Annotated in this window: 19 protein-coding genes; 16 read left to right on the top strand and 3 right to left on the bottom strand. The window is 39.1% G+C overall.

Going from position 1 to position 22303, the window contains the following annotated elements; genetic code table 11:
* Nucleotides 1-56 precede the first annotated feature (56 nt).
* From prfB to MLE13_RS00520, 9 genes are all read left to right on the top strand, one after another.
* Nucleotides 57-1158 (top strand): peptide chain release factor 2 gene (gene prfB / locus MLE13_RS00480; RefSeq protein WP_155800295.1). Its coding sequence is split into 2 segments (ribosomal slippage): nucleotides 57-128 and nucleotides 130-1158, totalling 1101 coding nucleotides; the frame shifts between segments, so codons are not numbered across the junction.
* A 215-nt stretch (nucleotides 1159-1373) separates the two neighbouring features.
* Nucleotides 1374-2204 carry a YitT family protein gene (locus MLE13_RS00485; RefSeq protein ID WP_430905196.1) on the top strand — a complete coding sequence of 277 codons (831 nt, stop codon included), beginning with the start codon at nucleotides 1374-1376 and terminating at the stop codon, nucleotides 2202-2204.
* A 51-nt stretch (nucleotides 2205-2255) separates the two neighbouring features.
* Nucleotides 2256-2594: a cytochrome c551 gene (gene cccB / locus MLE13_RS00490; protein ID WP_240747522.1), complete on the top strand. Its 339-nt coding sequence runs from the start codon at nucleotides 2256-2258 to the stop codon at nucleotides 2592-2594.
* A 266-nt stretch (nucleotides 2595-2860) separates the two neighbouring features.
* Entirely contained in the window at nucleotides 2861-3547 is a 687-nt protein-coding gene (ftsE, locus tag MLE13_RS00495; protein WP_240747523.1) for a cell division ATP-binding protein FtsE, read from the top strand.
* Entirely contained in the window at nucleotides 3537-4421 is an 885-nt protein-coding gene (ftsX, locus tag MLE13_RS00500) for a permease-like cell division protein FtsX (RefSeq protein WP_240747524.1), read from the top strand. The genes ftsE and ftsX overlap by 11 nt, the downstream gene beginning before the upstream one ends.
* A gap of 143 nt (nucleotides 4422-4564) precedes the next feature.
* The gene (locus MLE13_RS00505) at nucleotides 4565-5143 is read left to right on the top strand and encodes a TlpA family protein disulfide reductase (protein WP_240747525.1); all 579 of its coding nucleotides are present in this window, start codon (nucleotides 4565-4567) and stop codon (nucleotides 5141-5143) included.
* Nucleotides 5144-5154: 11 nt separating this feature from the next.
* Nucleotides 5155-6261: a trans-sulfuration enzyme family protein gene (locus MLE13_RS00510; protein WP_240747526.1), complete on the top strand. Its 1107-nt coding sequence runs from the start codon at nucleotides 5155-5157 to the stop codon at nucleotides 6259-6261.
* A 90-nt stretch (nucleotides 6262-6351) separates the two neighbouring features.
* On the top strand, nucleotides 6352-7503 hold the full coding sequence (locus MLE13_RS00515; protein ID WP_240747940.1) for a PDZ domain-containing protein: 1152 nt from the start codon (nucleotides 6352-6354) through the stop codon (nucleotides 7501-7503).
* 12 nt (nucleotides 7504-7515) lie between these two features.
* On the top strand, nucleotides 7516-7773 hold the full coding sequence (locus tag MLE13_RS00520) for a CsbA family protein (protein ID WP_008498157.1): 258 nt from the start codon (nucleotides 7516-7518) through the stop codon (nucleotides 7771-7773).
* 21 nt (nucleotides 7774-7794) lie between these two features.
* Here the strand turns inward: MLE13_RS00520 and MLE13_RS00525 are convergent, their stop codons facing one another.
* Nucleotides 7795-8100, bottom strand: a complete 306-nt coding sequence (locus tag MLE13_RS00525; protein WP_240747527.1) for an AzlD domain-containing protein — start codon at nucleotides 8098-8100, stop codon at nucleotides 7795-7797.
* Nucleotides 8097-8792, bottom strand: a complete 696-nt coding sequence (locus tag MLE13_RS00530; protein WP_240747528.1) for an AzlC family ABC transporter permease — start codon at nucleotides 8790-8792, stop codon at nucleotides 8097-8099. Before MLE13_RS00530 ends, MLE13_RS00525 begins: the two co-directional genes overlap by 4 nt.
* A 139-nt stretch (nucleotides 8793-8931) precedes the next feature.
* Between MLE13_RS00530 and MLE13_RS00535 the strand changes: the two genes are divergently transcribed.
* From MLE13_RS00535 to MLE13_RS00565, 7 genes are all read left to right on the top strand, one after another.
* Nucleotides 8932-9564, top strand: coding sequence for a TVP38/TMEM64 family protein (locus tag MLE13_RS00535; protein WP_240747529.1), 633 nt, complete (start codon nucleotides 8932-8934; stop codon nucleotides 9562-9564).
* A 71-nt stretch (nucleotides 9565-9635) separates the two neighbouring features.
* Nucleotides 9636-13112 carry a helicase-exonuclease AddAB subunit AddB gene (addB, locus tag MLE13_RS00540; RefSeq protein ID WP_240747530.1) on the top strand — a complete coding sequence of 1159 codons (3477 nt, stop codon included), beginning with the start codon at nucleotides 9636-9638 and terminating at the stop codon, nucleotides 13110-13112.
* On the top strand, nucleotides 13090-16698 hold the full coding sequence (gene addA / locus MLE13_RS00545; protein WP_240747531.1) for a helicase-exonuclease AddAB subunit AddA: 3609 nt from the start codon (nucleotides 13090-13092) through the stop codon (nucleotides 16696-16698). The genes addB and addA overlap by 23 nt, the downstream gene beginning before the upstream one ends.
* A gap of 10 nt (nucleotides 16699-16708) precedes the next feature.
* Nucleotides 16709-17887 carry a DUF418 domain-containing protein gene (locus tag MLE13_RS00550; protein ID WP_240747532.1) on the top strand — a complete coding sequence of 393 codons (1179 nt, stop codon included), beginning with the start codon at nucleotides 16709-16711 and terminating at the stop codon, nucleotides 17885-17887.
* A gap of 43 nt (nucleotides 17888-17930) precedes the next feature.
* Complete coding sequence (locus tag MLE13_RS00555; RefSeq protein ID WP_240747533.1) at nucleotides 17931-18830, top strand: fumarylacetoacetate hydrolase family protein; 900 nt, start codon at nucleotides 17931-17933, stop codon at nucleotides 18828-18830.
* Nucleotides 18831-18898: 68 nt separating this feature from the next.
* A complete protein-coding gene (locus MLE13_RS00560; RefSeq protein ID WP_240747534.1) occupies nucleotides 18899-19270 on the top strand; it encodes a YisL family protein in 372 nt (123 codons plus the stop codon).
* A gap of 175 nt (nucleotides 19271-19445) precedes the next feature.
* Complete coding sequence (locus tag MLE13_RS00565; protein WP_240747535.1) at nucleotides 19446-20906, top strand: alpha-amylase family glycosyl hydrolase; 1461 nt, start codon at nucleotides 19446-19448, stop codon at nucleotides 20904-20906.
* 47 nt (nucleotides 20907-20953) lie between these two features.
* On the opposite strand, the gene MLE13_RS00570 is transcribed toward MLE13_RS00565, so the two are convergent.
* On the bottom strand, nucleotides 20954-22291 hold the full coding sequence (locus MLE13_RS00570) for a CoA-disulfide reductase (protein ID WP_240747536.1): 1338 nt from the start codon (nucleotides 22289-22291) through the stop codon (nucleotides 20954-20956).
* Nucleotides 22292-22303 lie beyond the last annotated feature (12 nt).

Below are 22303 nucleotides of genomic sequence, written 5' to 3' on the forward strand. Positions count from 1 at the left end.
TGTGAAAAGACCGAAGAGCATTTGCTCTTCGGTGTTATTTTGAGGAGGAACATATGATGGAATTAGCAGACATCCGTAACCAGCTCGACAAATCAGCCAGTAAATTGGCGGACTTTAGGGGGTCTCTTTGACTTAGAAAACAAAGAGTCCCGCATACAAGAATTAGATGAAATGATGCTTGATCCTGATTTTTGGAATAACCAAGAAACAGCTCAAACTGTTATTTCGGAATTGAATGGATTAAAAGAAATCGTGAATGCGTACTATAGTTTTGTGGAAACGCAAGAAAATATGGAAATGTCTCTAGAGTTGCTAAGAGAAGAAGATGACGAGGATTTGCATGCAGATGTGGATAAAGATATGAAGCAATTTATTTCGGACTTAGCAGATTACGAACTAACGATGTTATTAAGTGAACCATACGATAAAAACAATGCGATTTTAGAGTTGCATCCAGGAGCTGGTGGGACAGAGTCACAAGACTGGTGTTCAATGCTATTACGTATGTATACACGTTGGGCAGAAAAACGTGGATTTAAAGTAGAAACTTTAGATTATTTAGCTGGAGACGAAGCGGGTGTTAAATCGGTAACGCTTGGAATTCGTGGACATAATGCCTACGGATATTTAAAAGCTGAAAAAGGCGTTCATCGCTTGGTTCGAATTTCTCCTTTTGATTCTTCTGGTCGCCGACATACTTCGTTTGTTTCGTGCGAAGTAATGCCGGAATTTACAGGGGAAATTGAAATCGATATTCGTACTGAAGATTTGAAAGTTGATACGTATCGTGCAAGTGGAGCGGGTGGACAGCATATCAATACGACAGATTCTGCTGTTCGAATTACGCACTTGCCAACAGGTGCTGTTGTAACTTGCCAACAAGAGCGTTCACAGATTAAAAACCGTGAAAAAGCGATGCAAATGTTAAAAGCAAAATTGTATGCATTAAAAATCGAAGAAGAAGAAGCACGTCTTCTTGAAATTCGTGGCGAACAAAAAGAAATTGGTTGGGGAAGTCAAATCCGTTCTTATGTATTCCATCCATATTCGATGGTTAAAGATCACCGTACCAACTTTGAAACAGGTAATTTAGGCGCTGTTATGGACGGCGACATTGATGGTTTCATTAATTCTTTATTGCGCTCTAAAATGGAATAGGTAAAAAAGAGCTGTCAAAAGCAGTTCATCTTCGAAAAACGGTCCGAAAGCATATATGCTTTTGGTCCGTTTTTATTTCGTTTTGCTTTATCCTGATGAAGTTCACAAAGTTCCAAGCGTTTGGTATACTCTGACAGGGTTTAATCCAACAGAAGAAAAGAGGAAGAAAATAGATGACGAAAAAAAATCGACGTATTCGTAGAGATCCACACCCAATGCTAACGTTCTTTATTGATTATGCCAGTGTAATTATTGGGGCAGCGATTGTGGCCATTTCTTTTAACGTCCTTCTATTGCCAAACGAAGTTGCTTCTGGAGGCGTCAGTGGAATTAGTACGATCTTGAAAAGTGTTTTAGACTGGAGACCGGCATTTGTTCAATGGGCATTCAACATTCCATTATTTATTGCTGGATTAATTTTACTTGGAAAGAATTTTGGTATTAAAACGGCAGTAGGAACAGTGTTTCTTCCTTTTGTCGTATTCCTGACAGAATCATGGGAACCATGGACACGTGATCCATTGCTTGGTGCTTTGTTTGGCGGGATAATGGTTGGTCTTGGACTCGGCATTGTCTTTCGAGGAAAAGCATCGACAGGCGGAACAGATTTGGCTGCGCAAATTATCACTAAGTTTACAGGCTTAACTTTAGGGACAAGTGTTGCGTTAATTGACGGTTTTATCGTATTGAGCGCCGCGTTGGTTTTTGATATTGAAAAAGGACTTTATGCATTAATTGGTTTATATGTTACAACAAAAACCATTGACCTTGTTCAAGTCGGATTTGGTCAATCGAAATTAGTTTACATTATTACGACAAAACAAACAGAAATTCGAGATGCTATATATGATGAAGTCGATCGCGGTGTAACAGAGTTGGCTGCAACGGGAGGTTTTTCTGGCACTGAAAAACCATTATTAATGGTCGTTATTCCGCAAACAGAATTTTCACGACTCAAGCAATTGGTTAAGTTTATTGATCCTGCTGCCTTTGTTATCGTGTCGGATGCCTCTGAAGTGTTAGGTGAAGGTTTTAAAAGACCATAACTTTGGTATACTCTAATATGATAGAGATAAAATATTAGAGGAGGTCACCAAATGAAAAAACAAATGATGGCGATTCTTTTTGGCGCAACCCTTATACTTGGCGCTTGCGGCGGAGAAGACACAACAGAACCTGAACAAGCACCAGATGAAAGTGGAGGAGAAACCACTGAAATCGATGCTGAACAAGTAGTCCAGCAAAATTGTATTTCTTGTCATGGTGAAAACTTAGAAGGTGCTGGCAACTTCCCTTCATTGAATGATGTGGGCTCTCGCTTATCACAAGATGAGATTCGTACAGTCATTGAAAACGGTCGAGGAGCAATGCCTGCTGGAATTATCGAAGGCGACGAAGCAGACGCAGTAGCAGAGTACTTAGCGAACATGAAATAAACCTGCAAAAGAGCAGGTTTATTTTTTTGTGTTTTTTTGATGTGTTTGACGCTTTTTTAATTTATATTTGGATTTATACGGAATTTTATTAGGTAATATTATGTTTGTTTTTATATTTACATATAGTTCAGTATATTCAAATTGAATTTTAAATGATACAGAAATGTAATAAAATTTCTGACTTAAGATGTTATAATGGACGTGCTGCAAAAATCAATGGAAATAATTTTGGCGTATGCCAATTTATATTAGGTGGGTAATAAAAGATGATTCAAATGAAAAATGTTTACAAAAAATATCCGAACGGAATTGTCGCCTTGAACGGTCTTAACGTTGAAATCGAACAAGGGGAATTTGTATATATTGTAGGACCAAGTGGCGCTGGGAAATCAACATTCATCAAAATGATGTATCGTGAAGAACGACCATCTTCTGGTCAAATGTTCGTGGACGATATTGATATCGCAACGTTAAAAACCCGAAAAGTACCGATGTTACGTCGTCAAATCGGTGTTGTCTTTCAGGATTTCAAGTTACTAACAAAGCTAAATGTTTATGAAAATGTGGCATTTGCATTGGAAGTAATCGAGGAAAAGCCAGCAGATATTAAACGACGCGTCATGGAAGTATTGGATTTAGTCGGATTAAAACATAAAGCGAAAATGTTTCCGACAGAACTATCTGGTGGGGAGCAACAACGGGTATCAATTGCTCGTTCTATTGTGAACATGCCAAAAGTAATGATTGCAGATGAGCCAACAGGGAATCTGGATCCTGAAACAGCATGGGATATTATGAACTTGTTTGAACGTATCAACAAAGCAGGCACAACCATTATCATGGCAACGCACAATCAACAAATCGTTAATACGCTTAGACATCGTGTCATCGCAATCGAAGGCGGATTAATTGTTCGTGATGTAGTTGGAGGTGATTACGGTTATGAAGCCTAGAACATTGATGCGTCACATTAAGGAAAGTTTTAAAAGTATTGGCCGTAATAGCTGGATGACATTTGCCTCAGTAAGTGCCGTTACAGTTACGTTATTATTGGTTGGGGTTTTTGTTCTCATAATGATGAACTTAAACAAAGTTGCAGATGATCTCGAAAATGATGTGGAGATCAAAGTATTCGTTTCATTAGAGGCGACTGAAGAGACAGTAACTAATTTGGAATCGCAAATTAGTGAAATACCGGGCGTCGAATCGACAAATTTTTCAACAAAAGAAGAAGAATTAACGGACTTGGTTCTTGATTTTGGTGACGAACTAAGTTTGTTCGAACAAAGTAATCCATTGTTTGACGTATTTTATGTAAAAGCAACAGATCCACAGCAAACAAAAAATGTCGCTGAAGAAATTACAGCTTTAGAAAATATCGAAAATGTGAAATACGGTGAAGGTAAAATTGAGAAACTATTTAACTTCTTGAATGCTGGTAGAAATGTAGGGCTCATCTTGATTTTGGCTTTACTGTTTACCGCAATGTTCTTGATTTCGAATACAATCCGCATTACGATTGTTGCTAGACGTCGTGAAATCGAAATTATGAAATTAGTTGGTGCTACAAACTGGTTTGTGCGCATTCCATTTATTTTAGAAGGAATGTGGCTTGGTATATTGGGATCTCTTATTCCAATTGGTCTAGTTGCGCTCTTGTACAAAGAAATTACTGACTTTGCACAACCACGTTTAAGTGGAGAGCTGATTCAATTGTTAGAATTTACTCCGTTTGTTTATCAAGTAAGCGCACTGATTCTATTAATGGGCGTCTTTATCGGAGTATGGGGAAGTTTTATGTCAATCAGAAAATTTTTGCGCGTATAAGTTAAGTTTAAAATGAGGAACAGTCGGCATTTACACGCCGGCTGTTTTTTAATTTCAGTTAAACTGTCACATTTTTAAATAAACTTAGTGGAATAAGCTATCCGATTTATCGTATGATAAAAGTTGAATGGAGTGGATAACAGATGCCTAAAAAAATTATCGGCTTAGTGATACTTGCTGCTATGATAGCAATTGTCATAATAGGCGCCGTTAAAAACAACACCTCAGAATCTGACGCTCTTAATAATATGGCTCTTGGCAGTGATGTAGACTTTTTGCCAACTGAAGAAGGGTTAGCAAAAGGCGAAAAAGCGCCTGATTTTCAATTAACCACATTAGACGGAGAAGTCGTGACTTTATCAGATTATCAAGGACAAAAAGTAATATTGAATTTTTGGGCTACATGGTGTCCTCCTTGCCGAGCAGAAATGCCTCATATGCAAAATTATTTTGAAGATCAAGCTGAAGAGGCAAATGTTGTCATCTTAGCAGTTAATTTAACGACTGAAGACAAAGGACTTAAAACAATAGAGGATTTTGTTGAGGAGTTTGGACTGGAATTTTCAATTCCAATGGATGATAAAGGTGATGTAGGTTCTACTTATCAAGCTGTATCTATTCCAACTTCGTATATGATAGACACAAAAGGACGTATTCAAAACAAAGTTGTAGGACCGATGGATGCGCCTATGATGGAGCAATTAGTTAAAGAAATGGAATAGGGGATGAAAAGATGACAACAATCGAAACAAAATCAGTACATACCGCAACAATGAAAGAACGGACAATTCAATCGAAAGTTATGCCGCTTTATCAAACTTCTGCATTTTCTTTTTCGTCTCTCGAAGAGCTTGAAGGCTATTACGAAGGAAACGGTACTTATTTATATTCGCGGACAGCAAACCCTAATACAGATGCTTTAGGACAAACCGTAGCTGATTTGGAAAAAGCTCCAAAAGGAGTTTCGGCATCTTCTGGAACGTCAGCAATTTTAGCTGGAATTTTGTCTGTTGTTAAAGCAGGCGACCATATTCTAGCGGCTCAAGATGTATATGGCGGAACGTTCCATTTACTAAAAGAGGAACTTATATTAATGGGAATTGAAGTACATTTTGCTGATTTTTCGGATATCACAGAAGTTGAACGGATTTTAATTGATATTCCTGAAGTAAAATTAGTATTTAGTGAGTCGATTACGAATCCATTTTTGCGTCTTGAAAATATGGAAGCTCTTTTGGAATTGAAAAAACAATATGGTGTTCGAATCATGATTGATAATACCTTCGCTACGCCGTACACAATGACTCCTTATACACTTGGGGCAGATTTAGTGGCTCATAGTGCAACTAAGTATCTCGGCGGCCACAGCGATGTAACAGCTGGGGTTTTAGTTGGTAATGCTGAGTTAATCGACATTGCTGAAAAGCGTGTAGTGAATTTAGGATTGAATTTGAGTCCATTTGAAGCTTGGTTGACCGTTCGTGGGATTAAAACATTAGCGTTGCGGATGAAAAAACAAACAGAAAATGCCCAAGCCATTGCGATATTTTTAGATGATAAAGCACGTGTGTGGTATCCAGGTGTTGGTGCTATAGTGTCGTTTGAATTACCCGAAACAGTTGATGTTTCAAAATTCTTTTCATCGCTCGGTTGGATTAAAATTGTGCCAACATTAGCAGGAGTGGAAACAACAGTATCTTATCCATATGGAACGTCTCACAGAGCTCTTTCAGCCGATGAAAAAGAAAAAGTCGGTGTAACGCGCCAAGTAGTTCGACTGTCTGCAGGGATTGAAGGAACAGAGGATATTTTAAAACAATTAGGTGCGGCATTCGTTTAACTGAAAAAGAAGTGCAGAAAGCCGGTTTTCTTTGTTACAATGAGAAGTAACGTCAATTGCCGGTGATAGGATGGTGTAAGTAAAGTGATAATGGATTTAATGTTAGCGATAGGTAAATTTTTTGTGAATCCGGTTTTATACATCGCATTGCTTGCTGCAGTGTTGTTAGGGTATTATCGGGTGAAAAAAGAACGGAAGATTTTTAGAATTCGTATTGTTTACGGATTGACTGAGTTTAAACGACTTATAAAAGATGCTTGGTTATATGCGCTTGTTCTTTCTGTATTGTTTGCAGGAATTGGGTTAGTTGTACCCTTGGACTGGTTAATTGCTTTGAGCATCGTTTCCATTTTGTTAATGGTAACGACTTTTTATCAAGCGGGTTCCTTTATTTATTTGGTTACAGCGGCTGTAGGGCTTAGTTGGTTGTTTTATGCCAATGAATGGACGTTAAATTTCGGATTAGTTAAATTCGAAGGAACGGAATTTTCGTATCAATGGTTGATCCCTGTTGTGCTGATTGCAGGAGCATTGGTTTTTGTAGAAGGTAAAATGATTGATAAAGCGGCAGCACAGGCTGGCTCTCCTCGGTTACATAAATCGGGGCGTGGTCTTAAAGCTGCAGCGTATATTTCAAAACGTTTATGGCTACTGCCTATTTTATTGGTGGTGCCAGGTTCGTTACTTGATTCTTATGCGCCGTACTGGCCACAATTGCCAATTGGTGAATCGAACTTTTCGTTAATTCTTTTCCCGGTGGTATTCGGATTTATAGGTCGTTCACAGCGAACCTTGCCAGTCTATCTTTATCCGTTAGTAAGTAAAGCTGTTACTACTTTAGGGGTTAGCATTATCGTAGTTGGCTTAGGGGCATTAATATGGCAGCCATTGGCAGTTGTTGCATTAGTAGGCGGAGTAATTGGTCGCATGGCGATTGCCGTTCATTTCGCATTAAAAGAACGCAGTGGTAATTATGCGGTAACTCCTCAACCACAAGGTGTTATGATTGTCGACGTTTTACCAGGTTCTCCTGCCGACAAAATGGGCTTATTGCGTGGCGAAGTAATTCGCAAAGTAAATGGCATTGCCATTTCAAATGAATCTGAACTGTATGAAGCAATTCAAGTAAATGCTGCTCATTGTCGTTTAGAAGTACTGGATCATAATTTGGAAGTGCGTTTACGCCAACATGTTATTTTCCGTCACGATCACCACCGTCTCGGACTATTAGTGGTCAATTAAGGAGCTAAATTAATGGAATCAATGGTAACAAAATTTTTCCTGTCTCTTTTAGTACCAGGATTGCTTGTCATCTTGTTTACAAGAGTCACATTTAATCATATCGTCGCATTGATTTTGACAGTTGCTTTAATGGCAGCCGCTGTTTATGCAGGCTATACGCATACGTGGCTGTTGTTTGTCGCAAACGCAGCTTCTCTTACTGCAGGATTTTGGTATTCAACCAGGATGTTTAATCGTAGAAAAAAAGCCGAAGCTCATGAAAATGAGTAACGGCTTTTTTTTTGCATTTTTTTATAAAAATCCACTAAAGATTGCAAGGACAGCAATCGAACCAAGAACGACAATCATTACGTTTGCTCCTGCGATCGCGATACCAAATGCTGCAACCGCACCGATAACGCCGAACCAAATATTTTCTTGAATAAAAAAGACAGCTGGAAAAATCAACGCACCTAACACAGCGTAAGGTATATTTCGTAACACGTTTTGAACCGCTTCAGGCAACTCACGGCCCTCTAAAAACGTCAGCGGAATAGCACGCGGAATATAAGTTACAATAGCCATACCAAGAATCATCCACCAATACCAAGAACTCATGATTTTTTCACACCTTTCCTGGAAATCCATTCAATAAAAATAGCCGAAGCTAAAGTAGACACCATAATGGCCCAACCTGTCGATAACCAACTTGTGAAATAAAAAAGAGAATTAATAGCTCCGGCAATGACAGCCAGACTGACAACTTTACGATTGCCTCGCATCGAAGGAACTAATAATCCGATAAACATGGCATAAAGCGCAATCGACATGGCTGCTTGAAGAAAATGAGGTAGATTTGCGCCAATTAAATGACCGACTGATGTAAACACTACCCAACTTCCATAAGAAATAGTGATAACACCAACAGCAAAAGCAGTAGTGATTTTATTGTTTTTTTGCGTGGCCAATACCGAAAAAGTTTCATCGGTTATTCCAAAAGCGTATAAAGCTTTTTTCCATCTGTCATCCGGCACCATTTTTTCATTGAGTGCAGCAGTCATAAGAAAATGCCGTATATTGACAACAAACGTATTTAAAACGATGACAATGGGGGCTACACCAGCGGTAATCAGTGATAATGCAATATACTGTGAGGCACCTGCAAACACAAAAATACTCATGGCTGTAGCTTCTAGTAGAGAAAGTCCAGTAGTTTTTGCTAACAAACCAAAGGTTAATGCTATAGGGAAATAGCCGATTGCAATGCTAGTTCCCGCCTTCAATCCGGCAGAAAACTCACGTTCGTTCATTCTTTTCGCTCCTTATGTATAAGTATTTCCTTTTCCAAACTCTTTGAAAGAGTGTAAAGTAATTATAATAGCATATCACAAAATCTTTTTAGTTTGGAATGAGATTTAGAAAAATTAAACAATTTAAAGGACTGAGCTTATGATGGATTTTTTTTCAATGGAAAATATTGTTGAGTTAACACAATCCTACAAGGCTTTTGGTCCGTTAATCGGATTCCTCTTGCCCTTTATCGAAGCTTTTTTACCGTTCTTGCCCTTATTTGTTTTTGTTTTTGCCAACGCAACAGCGTATGGTTTATGGTTTGGATTTTTACTTTCCTGGGGCGGTTCAGTAATTGGCGCATATGCCGTATTTTTATTGGTGCGTAAATATGGTAGAGCTCGTTTTATGAATTTTATGACACGGCATGATAAAGTTCAAAAGCTGATTCATTGGGTAGAGCGAAATGGCTTTGGTCCACTATTTTTATTACTTTGTTTACCTTTTACTCCTTCAGCACTTGTAAACTTAGTCGCAGGCTTATCAAACATTCGGAAATATTATTATTTATTAACGGTTATGGCAGGAAAGCTTGTTATGGTGTTTACAATTTCTTTTGTCGGATACGACTTGCGTGCACTTTTCACACAGCCGATCCGAACAGCAATTGTAATTTTAGTCATTATTTTATTATATGTAATCGGGAAGGTTTTTGAAAAACGTTTGCACAAAAAAGTGGAAGAAGATTTCCGTTTGGCCAGCGAAGAACGTAAAAAACAGAAACAAGGATGACGTTGCAAGTGGCATTTGATAGTAGAAAAACGTATAATTAGAACAAATGTTCTTAGTGGAGGGGTGGTCAAATGTCATTACGCATTGTTTATGGCAGGGCAGGAACGGGGAAAACTCGTTTTGTTCAAGAAGAAATAGTGGATGAGTTAAAACGACAGGCAGATGGTGATCCGATATTTCTTGTAGTACCGGAACAAATGTCCTTTTCTACCGAATATCGACTAGCTGCTGCATACAATATGAATGGCATGATTCGTGCACAAGCAGTGACGTTTAAGCGATTGGCTTGGCGTGTGCTTCAAGAAGTAGGTGGTATTAGCAGGAGGGAAGTAGATACTTTTGGCTACCGTATGCTAATTCGTAGCTTGTTGGAAGATCATCGCGAGGATTTTCAATTATTTCGAAGAGCTGCCGGCAAAAGAGGGTTTACCGATCAAATCGAACAATTAGTGAAAGAATTTGCTCGCTATTGTGTAGATTGCGGAGAATTAAACGCCATCCGTTCTTCCTTAGTTGAAGCGGGGGCACCAAAAACATTACTCGACAAAGCAGAAGATCTCGAGTTAATCCTTACTGAAATTGAAAGTCGTCTAGGAAAAGTATTTGTAGATTCTGAAGGTCATTTAGCCTTATTAAGTGAGAAAATACCACATTCTGATTTGGTAAAATCGTCTACAATCTATATCGATGGGTTTGTTACATTTACTGCGAGGGAATATGAAATTCTTTTTGAACTAATGAAGCATGCTAAATCAGTAACGATTGCATTGCCTATGGATAAACAAACCGATCCAAACGACGAACAATCATTATTCTACCAGTCTGCTAATACAGCCCGTAGATTAACTGAACAAGCTGCGAAAGAGGGAATCGATATTGATCATTCGGTTCACTTAGCTTTGCCGCGCCGTTTTATGAACCCTGAACTCGAACATATTGAACGTCACTTTGATGACTTCCCAACTCAAAAAATTCAAGGACAAGGAAATGTCTCTTTAGTTGAAGCATCAAATAGAAGAGCTGAAATGCATGCGGTAGCCCGAGCGATAAGAGAACAAGTGAGAAATGGCTTTCGGTACAACGAAATCGCCATTCTTTACAGACAACCTGAAATTTATGATGAATTGATCCATACGATTTTCTCACAATATGAAATCCCTTATTTTATCAGCCAGAAAAAATCGATGCTTCATCATCCTTTGATTGAATTTAGTCGTTCAGTACTTGAATCGATGGTCTCTAATTATTCTTACGAATCGATTTTTCGAGCTGTCAAAACCGATTTATTCTTTCCACAAGGACCTGTAACGAAATGGCGAGAAAGAAGTGATTTACTAGAGAACTTCGTTATTGCCAATGGTATTTACGGAGAGCGGTGGTTTGATGAAAAGCGCTGGTTTTATAAAAAATACCGTGGCTTGGAATTTCACACATCGATACAAACAGATGAAGAGCTAGCGGCGCAAGTAGAGCTTCATGCAGTACGTGATTTAGTAAGAGAACCTTTAGCCCAGTTAAAAGAACAGTTAAAACTGAGTAAAACAGGACGAGATATAGCGGAATCTTTGTTTCTTTTCATAGAGAAAATGGACGTCTATGCAAAAATTCAAGATTTACGAGAACGAGAAGAAAGTGAGCACCGCCTACTTGCCGCTACAGAGCACGAACAGGCTTGGAATCAATGGGTCGGTGTGTTAGATCAATTTGTACTAATGTTCGGCGAGAAAGAAGTGGATTTACCAACAGCTGTGAAAATATTAGATGAAGGTTTTGAAACTTTAGAGTTTTCGCGTATACCGCCGTCATTAGATCAAGTAATGGTATCGAAAATCGATTTGGCTCGTTTAATGGATATTAAGTCGGTCTTTGTTGTCGGAGCCAATGACGGTGTTTTACCAAAGCGTATCGAACAAGATGGGTTGTTAACAGATACAGACCGGGAGTGGTTTGCTCAAATTGGCTTTGAGCTTGCTCCTACTTCGAAAATGCGTTTAATGGATGAAACTTATATGGTATATCGTGCCTTTACTTCAGCGTCTGATTTATTGACCGTTTCATTTCCAATCGCAGATGAAGAAGGAAAAGCCTTATTGCCATCTCTTTATATTCAAAAACTAAAGGATATGTTGTCAATTGACACCGTTCCTGCAGTCATTGACCCTGAAGAGCTTGTAGATGTATCACCTATGGAATACATCTCGCATCCACGAGCTAGTTTGGCGTCTTTAACTTCGCAACTCCGGAGCGGTGAATTATCAGCAGAGTGGCGTGCGGTTTATCACTATTATGAGGATGATCCATTTTGGTCTTCTATTATTAATCGTATTTTATCGCCAATCAAACCAAATAAAGCAGACCCTCTTCGTGAAGCTATTGCAGAACCATTGTATGGAACACCTATTTCTTCAAGCGTATCTAGGGTAGAAACGTATTATGGCTGTCCATTTGCACATTATGTGGCTTATGGATTACGTCTTGAAGAAAGAAGTCAATATAAATTAGCAGCTCCCGCAATGGGTGACCTTTTCCATGCAGCGATAAAGTGGATATCAGATGAAGTATTACGGTTAGGCATTTCGTGGTCATCACTGACACAAAAACAATGTCAAAACCTGGCGAAAGAAGCGATCGAACAGCTTTCTCCTTATTTTGTTAATCATATCTTGATAAGTTCCCATCGCTATCGCTATATACAACATAAACTAGAAGGCATTATTCGCCAAACAGCTTATATGCTTAGCAAGCATGCTAAAGTTTCAGGGTTTGTACCGATTGCATTAGAAGTTGGGTTTGGACCAAAAGAGACGATTCCACCTCTTGAAATTTCTTTAGATCGAGGTCGTAAGATGAACGTTCGAGGTCGGATTGACCGAATCGATTCTACTGACATTCATGGCAAACCTTATTTGCGTATTGTCGATTACAAATCATCTAAACAAGGTCTTGACCTGAGCAACGTTTATCATGGTTTATCTTTACAAACCTTTACGTATTTAGATGTGGCGTTAACACATTCTGAACGTTGGCTTGGAGAAGAAGCAGAACCAGCTGGTGTGCTGTATTTTCATATGCACAATCCCATGTTAAAGCTGACGAAATTACTGACAGCTGAAGAGTTAGATGAAGAAATGGCCAAATCCTTTAAAATGAATGGTTTAGTCGTTGAAGATCCTGAAGTGATTGAAGCAATGGATAACCAAATTGATGGTTATTCTAATGTAATTCCAGTACGACTCAACAAAAGCGGAGCAGTGTCTGCATCTCAATCAAAAACTGTGATGAAAGAAGACATGCAAGCCGTCCGCCGTTTTGTACGAAATAAGCATCAAAACGCAGGCAATGGCATATTAGAAGGCGATACGAGTATCACGCCTTATAAAATGAAAGAAGACACACCATGTCAATTTTGTTCCTATCGTTCGGTTTGCCAATTTGACCCGGCAGATCCTGACCAAAGCTATCGAAAATTGACTGCTTTATCTCCTGATAAAGCAGTGGAATTGATTAGAAAGGAGACCGCTGCAGATGATACCAAAAAAACCGATTGATGCTACTTGGACCGACGAACAATGGATGGCAATATGGGCAAAGGGACAAGATATCTTGGTGTCAGCAGCGGCTGGATCGGGCAAAACAGCTGTTCTGATAAACCGTATGATAGAAAAGGTGTTGGCTGAAGACGATCCAATATCTGTCGATGAACTTTTAGTTGTCACGTTTACCAATGCTTCAGCTGCTGAAATGAGGCACCGGATGTCAAAGGCATTGGAAAAAGCGGTTGCAGAAAATCCGGAATCGAGTCATTTACGAAAACAATTGCGCTTGATCAATAAAGCTCAAATTTCTACACTGCATTCGTTTTGTTTGCAGGTTGTAAAACAATATGCGTATTTGCTTGAAATTGATCCGGGTTTTCGAATTGCAGGGGAAACAGAAGCCGCTCTTTTGCGAGACGATGTTCTAGAAGCCGTACTTGAATCTGCATATGAGGGGGAAGGAGCGGATGCAGTTTATCGTTTGGCGGATAGCTTTACATCTGATCGCAGTGATCAAGCGATGGAAGTGTTATTAAGTAAGCTTTATGACTATTCACGCGTGCACCCTAATCCACAAGAGTGGTTGCAACAAGTACCTAATTTATACAATGTGCCAACGGATGCGACAATTGACGAATTACCATTTATCGGGGATTTAAAACTAACAATACGTCATGCTTTGGATGAAGCGTTGCAATTGGCTGATCAAGGCCTCCAAATAACGCATGAGCCAGATGGACCTGCCGTACTAGAAAGCACGTTTAGAACAGATATTGAAGTCATCCAAACAGCAATTGCAGCAATGGAAAACTCATGGGAGAGCTTATATTCTTTTTCTAAATCGTTTAAATGGGAAAAAGCAGCGAGTATTCGTAAAGATTCTTGTGATCCAGCCTTAGCTGAAGAAGCGAAAGCGCGACGTAATGATGTGAAGAAAATTGTGAGTGGCTTGTTTGATGCTTATTTTACTCGCTCTCCAAAGCGCTTATTAGAAGAAATGCGAGAGATGGCTCCATTGATGAAAACTTTAGTCGAGTTAACACAGCTTTTCGCTAATCAATACAAAGCGTTGAAGATTGATCGAGCATTGGTCGATTTCTCCGACTTAGAGCATTATGCATTAGAGCTTTTAATGGAGGAAGGCAAGCCTTCAGCTATCGCAAAAGAATATCAAGATCGCTTTAAAGAAGTGTTAGTTGATGAATACCAAGATACAAACCTTTTGCAAGAGACGATATTAAACTTAGTGAAATCAGGCAACGAAAAAAATGGCAACCTGTTCATGGTTGGAGATGTTAAGCAATCGATTTACCGTTTCCGTTTAGCAGAACCTATGTTATTTTTGGGGAAATACTCTCGTTTTCGTCATAATGCTGAAAACACAGGATTACGAATTGATTTAAATGCAAATTTCAGAAGCCGTAAGGAAATTTTAGATGGCACCAACTACATTTTCTCTCAAATAATGGGGGAGCGAGTCGGAGAAATCGATTACGATGAAGCGGCTGCATTAAAAGCAAAAGCGCCTTATCCTGAACAAGCAACTCCGATTGAATTGACTTTAATACATGAACCGGAAACTGAGGAAGAATCAGAAGACGAGGACTTGGCAAAGTCTCAATGGGAAGCGCGGTTTATCGCCAAAAAAATCAACGAGTTGATGAGCGATCAAACAATGGTCAATGACCCTTGGACACAGCAACAACGACCGCTAGAATACCGAGATATCGTTGTCTTAATGCGCTCAATGACATGGTCAGGTGATTTTGTGGATGAATTCAAAATGGCCGGAATTCCATTGTACGCGGAATTGACAGGCGGCTATTTTGAAGCGCTGGAAGTAATGATCATGCTAAATACGTTACGTGTTATTGATAACCCTTACCAAGACATTCCACTCGCCTCTGTTTTACGTGCGCCATTTATTGGCTTGAAAGAAAATGAATTGGCTGAAATTCGTTTAGCAGCACCTCAAGCTTCCTTTTACGAAGCGGTAAAAACCTTTATGCGTGCAGGTAAAGGAATCGACCCAGCTGCGGCTGAAAAATTGCGCCGTTTTATCCTTCAATTAGAAGGTTGGCGAAATCTGGCACGTCGAGGTTCGCTAGCGGAACTGATTTGGCAAGTTTATTTGGATACCAATTATTATGAGATGGTTGGCGCCATGACAAATGGCAAACAACGGAAAGCTAATTTGCGTGCGCTGCACGACCGTGCACTTGAATATGAAAAAACATCTTTCCGGGGGTTGTTCCGATTTCTTCGTTTTATCGACCGGATGAGAGAACGAGGAGATGACTTAGGAACAGCTAAATCACTTAGCGAAAAAGAAAACGTTGTTCGGCTAATGACCGTACATAAGTCAAAGGGACTCGAGTTTCCAGTAGTCTTTTTTGCGGGTACAGGTCGAGCTTTTAATGAAATGGATTTTAAAAAATCTTATTTGTTTGACCAAGATTATGGGTTGGCTGTCAAAGCAGTAAATCCTGATACACGAATCGAGTACACATCACTGCCGTTTCTAGCGGTTAGGGAAATGAAACAATTGCAAATGAAAGCAGAAGAAATGCGTGTTTTATATGTTGCAATGACTCGAGCAAAAGAAAGACTATACATGACAGCTTCCGTTAAGAACATCGATAAGCTCTTTGAAAAATGGAAAGTATCAACAAATGATGTACGTCTGCCAGACTTTATGCGGTCTCGCGCTAAAGGGTATTTGGACTGGATAGGTCCAGCTGTAGCAAGACATCCTGACGCGGAAGAACAACTGAATGTTACTGGGCATTTTCTTAATCATTCGTCTCGTTTTCACATTGATATTATCGAATCTCAATCGTTGCTTCCAGCAGTTGTAAACATAGAAGAGTTGATGGAAGGCGATGACTTTTCAGAGGATTATCAACAGCAGGTTACTGAACGCTTTAATTTTCAATACCCACACCAGCTAGCGGTTGATAAACGATCTAAGCAATCTGTAACTGAAATGAAGCGATTGCAGATGTTACAACGCCTCGATGAACCCGAGTCCTTTATTCAGACAGTAAAACCAGAAAGGAAAATGTTGTTACACCGTCCGAATTTCATGATGGACAAACGTTTATCCGGAGCAGATATTGGGACAGCTGTTCATGCAATTATGCAACATATTCCGTTGGATCGTACCTTGAATAGCGATGAAATAAAAGAGTTTATCGAAACTTTAGTTGGGATGGAAATTCTATCACCAGATGAGGGCAAAGCGGTTAAGGTAGAAGAACTTGAACGTTTTTATGCGAGTAATACGGCCGCGCGACTTAGAGCTGCAACAAATATAAAAAGAGAAGTACCTTTTACTTACGCAAAAAAAGATGCAGACGGTGATCACCAAATTATCCAAGGGATTGTCGATTGTTTGTTCGAAGAACAGGACGGTTGGGTATTGTTAGATTATAAGACCGATCGCGTGACACAGATTACTGACGTGAAATACGAAATGGCTGAACGATATGGTGTTCAGTTAACTGTCTATCAAGAAGCGGTTGAGTCGATTTTAAAAATACCGGTTAAGGAACGATTGCTATACTTGTTTGCAGCTAATCAAGAAGTGAATATTTAGGAGGATTATTTTGAACTTACAGCCGGTTTCTACCAATGAACGAATAAAAGCGATTGACTTGATGAGAGGATTTTCGCTTTTAGGTATTTTACTTATTAATATGCTAGCTTTCCATTCACCGCTTTCCTATATAGACACTTACAAATGGTTTAATGGGAGTGTGAATGAAGGAATCTATTTAGTGATTGATATTTTTATCCAAGCTAGTTTTTATCCATTGTTCGCTATGTTATTTGGCTATGGCTTAGCTATGCAATACATGCGTGCAGAGGCTATAGGACGTCCCTTTATGCCGCTTGCAGTTAAGCGACTAATGGTACTCTTACTATTTGGCATTATTCATGCCTTTCTTATCTGGTATGGGGATATTTTAATCACTTATGCCATTATGGGCTTTTTATTACTTGGCTTGATTCGACTTCCTTCTAGATGGCTAATGAGTTTGGGTGCAGTTATTTATGTGGTGCCTCACTTGTTAATGCTCGCGATTATGTTTATCGCGGCAGCTGCAGATCCGAATACTTATGTGGGCTATATGGAAATTGAAAATTCGATTCAATCGTACCAATCGGGTAATTTTGCAGAGATTTTCAGCCAACGATTGGCTGACTGGACTTACAGTAATAATATGATAGGCTTTGTGTTTTTAGCGTTTACCATCTTGCCTTTTCTTATGTTTGGAGCAGCTGCAGCTAAGTGGCAGTTAATTGAACGGACGCAAGAAAAGCGCAAAATTTGGATATTTTTAGCGGTTATTCCGCTGTTGATGGGCTTAGTTTTAAAAAGTACACCTTTTTTGTTTGACAAAAATTACGCTTTTGTCTATTTACAAGATTTATTTGGGGGACCCCTTGTAGCGGTTGGCTATGCGGCTTTGATTGCATTAATGGCTCAAAAAAGAAGCTTACAAAAGTTATTTTCACCAATAGCTAAAGTAGGGCGGATGTCAATAACCACTTATATTACACAATCGATTTTAGCTACATTGATTTTTTATTCATACGGGTTAGGTTTGTATGGAAAAGTTGACTTGCTAACTGGAACATTGATTGCCTTCGGTATTTTTGTCGTTCAGTTAATTTTTGCAGAACTTTGGTTTGAAAAATTTTCACGTGGTCCACTTGAAATGATTTGGAGAAAATGGACTTACGGAAATAATTTCGAAAAAACTAACAATTCAAAACGCTGAATGTGTATAATGAATTCAACTACAGAAAAGGAGTGTTTGACGAATGAAGCTGTTATCATTTCGCTACGAAGGAAAAGAAGGATTCGGACCAAAAGTTAAAAAGGAAGATGCTGTATGGGATTTAGTTGCGATTCAACAGCAATTAGAGGTCTTGCCTGCATTCCCTGCACAATTGATAGAAGGAATTCCACAAGGAATGGAGTTTGTCGAACAAATTCGTAAATTGACGGAAGCCGCTGTCCAATCTGACCGCTCTGAAGAATTCAAACACTCATATGCAGAAATTGAATGGCTAGCTCCGATTTCAAAAACACCAAAAAATATTATTGCGATTGGCAAAAATTACGCAGATCATGCTAAAGAAATGGGCGGAGAAGCACCTACTGATTTGGTAGTTTTCACTAAGGCGTCTACTAGTATTTCAGCGGCCGGTGAAACCGTTTCAGTTCATAGCGACGTAACCGATTCGTATGACTATGAAGGTGAATTGGCTGTTGTTATCGGAAAAGCGGGTCATAAAATACCAAAACAAATGGCTTATGATTACGTTTTTGGTTATACCATCGCAAACGATTTAACAGCGCGCGATATACAAGCTAAACACCAACAATATTTCCTTGGGAAAAGCTTGCCAGGTTCATGTCCAATTGGGCCATATATCGTAACAAAAGATGAAATACCTCAATCACAAAATTTATCGATTGTAACAAAAGTAAATGACGAGATTCGTCAAAACGGCAATACTGAAAACATGATTCGTCGTGTGGATGAACTAATTGCCGAAGTATCAAAATATGTGGCTTTAGAGCCAGGTGACATTTTGCTTACAGGTACACCTGCTGGAGTCGGCAAAGGTTTTACTCCACCGAAGTTTTTAAAAGCAGGCGATACGGTTAAAGTATCCATCGAATCAATTGGCACGCTCGTCACACATTTGTCATAGGATTATAGCTCTTGCCCCTGTCCTAGTTGTGCTAAACTAAAGAGGACATTATTAGAAGAGGTGAGATTTTGGGTATTTTAACAGACACTACACATTTACACATTACGACATGGGTTGTTGCTGTCATTTTGTTCTTAGTTGCAGCATTTATGCAACGCGATAGCAAAGGACGCAAGATTATGCACATGGTATTAAGATTGTTCTATGTCTTAATCATCATTACAGGCTTAACGTTATTTATCGAATGGTCTTCTGCTGACCCTATGCTTTATGGCATCAAATTCCTATTGGGCGTATTGACGATTGGTATGATGGAAATGGTATTAGTTCGTTCGAAAAAACAAAAATCGGTTACGATGTTCTGGGCATTGTTTGCAGTCTTCTTATTTGCAACAATGTTTATCGGATTCATGTTGCCGGTTGGTATGGATTTCTTTTAAGCAAGTAGACAGGTGCACCGCGCACCTGTCTTTTTCTTTGGCAAATTTCACAGTTTAGACGAAACTCAAGCAAGTTACTAGCGAAAAGCTAACTTTACATGGCAGTAAAAGCCGGAGTTTGATAAAATGAACCGGGTAGAACGCAATGACGACCTCATTGAAGGAGGATATCAGATTGAAAGCAAAATGGATTTCGAGCATGATCACGGCAGTATTGCTGTTGACAATCGTTCAACCAGCATACGCTGAAAAAGAGTATGAATTAAAAGATGAACTTATTTATGATGTATTAGTCGACCGTTATTTTAACAAAAAAATCGATAATGATTATGAAGTAAATGCATTAGACCCTACAACTTTTAACGGGGGCGATTTTGATGGAATGTCCAGTGAACTTTTATTTGTGAAAGACATGGGCTTTACGGCTCTTTCAATAGGATCTGTATTTTCAACAGAAACTTACGATGGAAAAAAAGTGTTAGACTATACACAGTTTGAGCGCCATTTTGGGACAAAAGAAGAATTTCAAACATTGGTAGAAGAAATTCATGAACAGGATATGAAAGTAATTGTAGATATCCCAACTCAACAAGTGAGTGCTAATCACATTTGGACAGTTGAAAACCCTCAATGGTTTACAGAAAATGAAGATGGCAGTTTAGCTCTAGATACTGCAAACTCAGAAGTTCAAAAAGCATTCATCACTACCTTTACAGAATTTAATGAAACTTATCAAGTGGATGGTTTCCGACTGCAAGATGCAGATAAAGTAAATCCACAGTTTGTGCGTGATTTTTCTAAAGCAATGAAAGACATTCGTCCGAGTTATATTTTAAGTGATCGTGAAATGGAAGAAACAGCTGGATTTGACGCAGTCGTTATTCCGGGTGTTGAAGAAGCTTTACGTGCAGCTTATAAGAATTTCGATCAAGATTTGACTGGTATTAAGAGCATTATGAAGCAAAGTGAAAATCAGCTAATCCAAGTAGATTCATTATTAGGTTCTCGATTTACGTCAGACATTGTAGATGAAAAAGGGTTTCCACCAACACGTTGGAAATTGTTATTAACGCAATTGCTAACAATGCCGGGAATTCCAGTGATTCAATACGGGTCAGAATCAGCAATGAACGGCGTAACGCCATCTGAATCTCATCAAATTTTGGATATGGCAGTAGATAAAGAATTAGTTGACCATATTACGAATTTGACCTCATTGCGCAATTCATCAGAAGCATTACGGACGGGAAAAGTAGAAGTTTTGCATGATGAAGATGGCTGGCTCGTTTATAAGCGTTCAAATGACGACGAAGCTTGGGTTATCGCTATTAACAATTCCTCATCGACCAAAACTCTTAATTTGTCAGCTGATGTGATTGGGGAAAATCAAGAATTGCGAGGCTTGTTTGAAAGTGATATTGTCCGCCAAGAAGACGGTGGAGATTATCGTGTGACGCAAGACCGTGAAATTGCGGAAGTTTTCCATGTTACAGAAGAAACAAAACTAAATACGGCTTACATCGCAACACTAGCTATTATGTATATCGTGTTTATGCTATTCCTATGGTTTGTATGGAGAAAAGGCAAACAACGTAAAGCAGATGCTGCAAAACAAAAAACAACTGAACGGAAATAAAACAGGAAGAAAAAGCGATTCGCTTTTTCTTCCTGTTTTTGATTTTTTTAGTTGTCATTAATGGCTTTATAACCAACCATATTGATTGGATCTTTTGGCGATGAATAAGGAGGTGCATAGCACAGCTCTAACGCCTGCAAATCATCAATAGTTAAGCCTGCATAAATAGCAGTGACAATGACGTCGATGCGTTTATCGACGCCTTTTCCACCAATGCATTGCGCGCCTAAAATCTTTCTCGTTTGTGGATTGTAATGAACTTTTAAAGTGATTTTAGAATGATCAGGGTAATAGCCAGCATTTGAAATTCCGTTATGAGTCACTGTAGCATATTCTAAATTCTTATCTTTGATGGTTTTTTCATTCAACCCAGTCATAGCAGCAGTTAATGAAAAAATCTTTAAGACAGAAGTTCCAAGTAATCCTTTTTTCGCTATTTTATCTCCTAAGATATGGCGTGCTGCGATAAATGCTTGTCGATGGGCAGGAGAGGCGAGTGGTACTCTTTTTGGAGCTCCTGTCACCATATCAAAATTTTCAGAAGCATCGCCAATTGCATAAATCGAAGGATCATCTGTTTGCATGAATTCATTTGTTTGAATGCCGCCAGTTTCACCAATTTTTAATCCAGCTTTTACAGCAAGTCCCGTATTGGGTCTTAACCCTACACTCATAATGATAAAGTCAGCGTGTAACTCAATGCCATTCGATAGTTTAATGGTTTTGCCATCAGTTTTTACCATCTCTGTACCAGTTAGAAGTTTGACGCCTTGAACGGCCAATTCTTTTTCGATCATCAACGAGATGTCTGTATCTAAAATAGACATAATAGCGGGCGACCGATGAACGAGTGATACGTCCAATCCAAGATTTTTTAGATTTTCTGCCATTTCAAGACCGATAAATCCACCACCCGAAACTATGCAACTTTCAGGTTTTTTGTTTTTGATAAAGCGATCAATCCGTTGCATGTCTTCAAAATTACGCAAAGTGAAAACCTGAGAAGAATCGAGCCCATCAATTTTCGGAACTATCGCAGAACCACCGGGTGCCAAGATTAAGGCATCATAAGTCTCTTCAAATTGGTCGCCGGTTTCCAAGTTTTGCACAAGAACTTTCTTAGTGGCTCTGTCAATTTCTTTTACTTCGTGTCCGAGCTTTACATCAATATCGCGTTTTTTCTTAAATTTCTCTGGATTTGTTAAAACGATTGACTGTTCGTCTTCGATTACATCTCCAATGACATATGGAGTTCCACATGCTGCATAAGACATCGTGGAATCCCGGTCAAAAACAACTATTTGGACATCCGGATTATAAAATCGAAGTTGACCCGCAGCTGTGGCGCCTCCGCCGACAGCCCCTACAATGACTATTTTTTTCAACGTCTATTCAGC

The sequence above is a fragment of the Planococcus halocryophilus genome (genome assembly GCF_022489025.1).
Lineage (GTDB): Bacteria > Bacillota > Bacilli > Bacillales_A > Planococcaceae > Planococcus > Planococcus halocryophilus_A.

Coding starts and splice junctions, on each gene's coding strand:
- MLE13_RS00555 (WP_240747533.1), top strand. CDS start 17,931: ATGAAGCTGTTATCATTTCGCTACGAAGGAAAAGAAGGATTCGGACCA.
- MLE13_RS00520 (WP_008498157.1), top strand. CDS start 7,516: ATGGAATCAATGGTAACAAAATTTTTCCTGTCTCTTTTAGTACCAGGA.
- addB (WP_240747530.1), top strand. CDS start 9,636: ATGTCATTACGCATTGTTTATGGCAGGGCAGGAACGGGGAAAACTCGT.
- MLE13_RS00525 (WP_240747527.1), bottom strand. CDS start 8,100: ATGAGTTCTTGGTATTGGTGGATGATTCTTGGTATGGCTATTGTAACT.
- MLE13_RS00510 (WP_240747526.1), top strand. CDS start 5,155: ATGACAACAATCGAAACAAAATCAGTACATACCGCAACAATGAAAGAA.
- MLE13_RS00505 (WP_240747525.1), top strand. CDS start 4,565: ATGCCTAAAAAAATTATCGGCTTAGTGATACTTGCTGCTATGATAGCA.
- ftsX (WP_240747524.1), top strand. CDS start 3,537: ATGAAGCCTAGAACATTGATGCGTCACATTAAGGAAAGTTTTAAAAGT.
- MLE13_RS00535 (WP_240747529.1), top strand. CDS start 8,932: ATGATGGATTTTTTTTCAATGGAAAATATTGTTGAGTTAACACAATCC.
- MLE13_RS00485 (WP_430905196.1), top strand. CDS start 1,374: ATGCTAACGTTCTTTATTGATTATGCCAGTGTAATTATTGGGGCAGCG.
- MLE13_RS00515 (WP_240747940.1), top strand. CDS start 6,352: ATGGATTTAATGTTAGCGATAGGTAAATTTTTTGTGAATCCGGTTTTA.
- ftsE (WP_240747523.1), top strand. CDS start 2,861: ATGATTCAAATGAAAAATGTTTACAAAAAATATCCGAACGGAATTGTC.
- addA (WP_240747531.1), top strand. CDS start 13,090: ATGATACCAAAAAAACCGATTGATGCTACTTGGACCGACGAACAATGG.
- cccB (WP_240747522.1), top strand. CDS start 2,256: ATGAAAAAACAAATGATGGCGATTCTTTTTGGCGCAACCCTTATACTT.
- MLE13_RS00530 (WP_240747528.1), bottom strand. CDS start 8,792: ATGAACGAACGTGAGTTTTCTGCCGGATTGAAGGCGGGAACTAGCATT.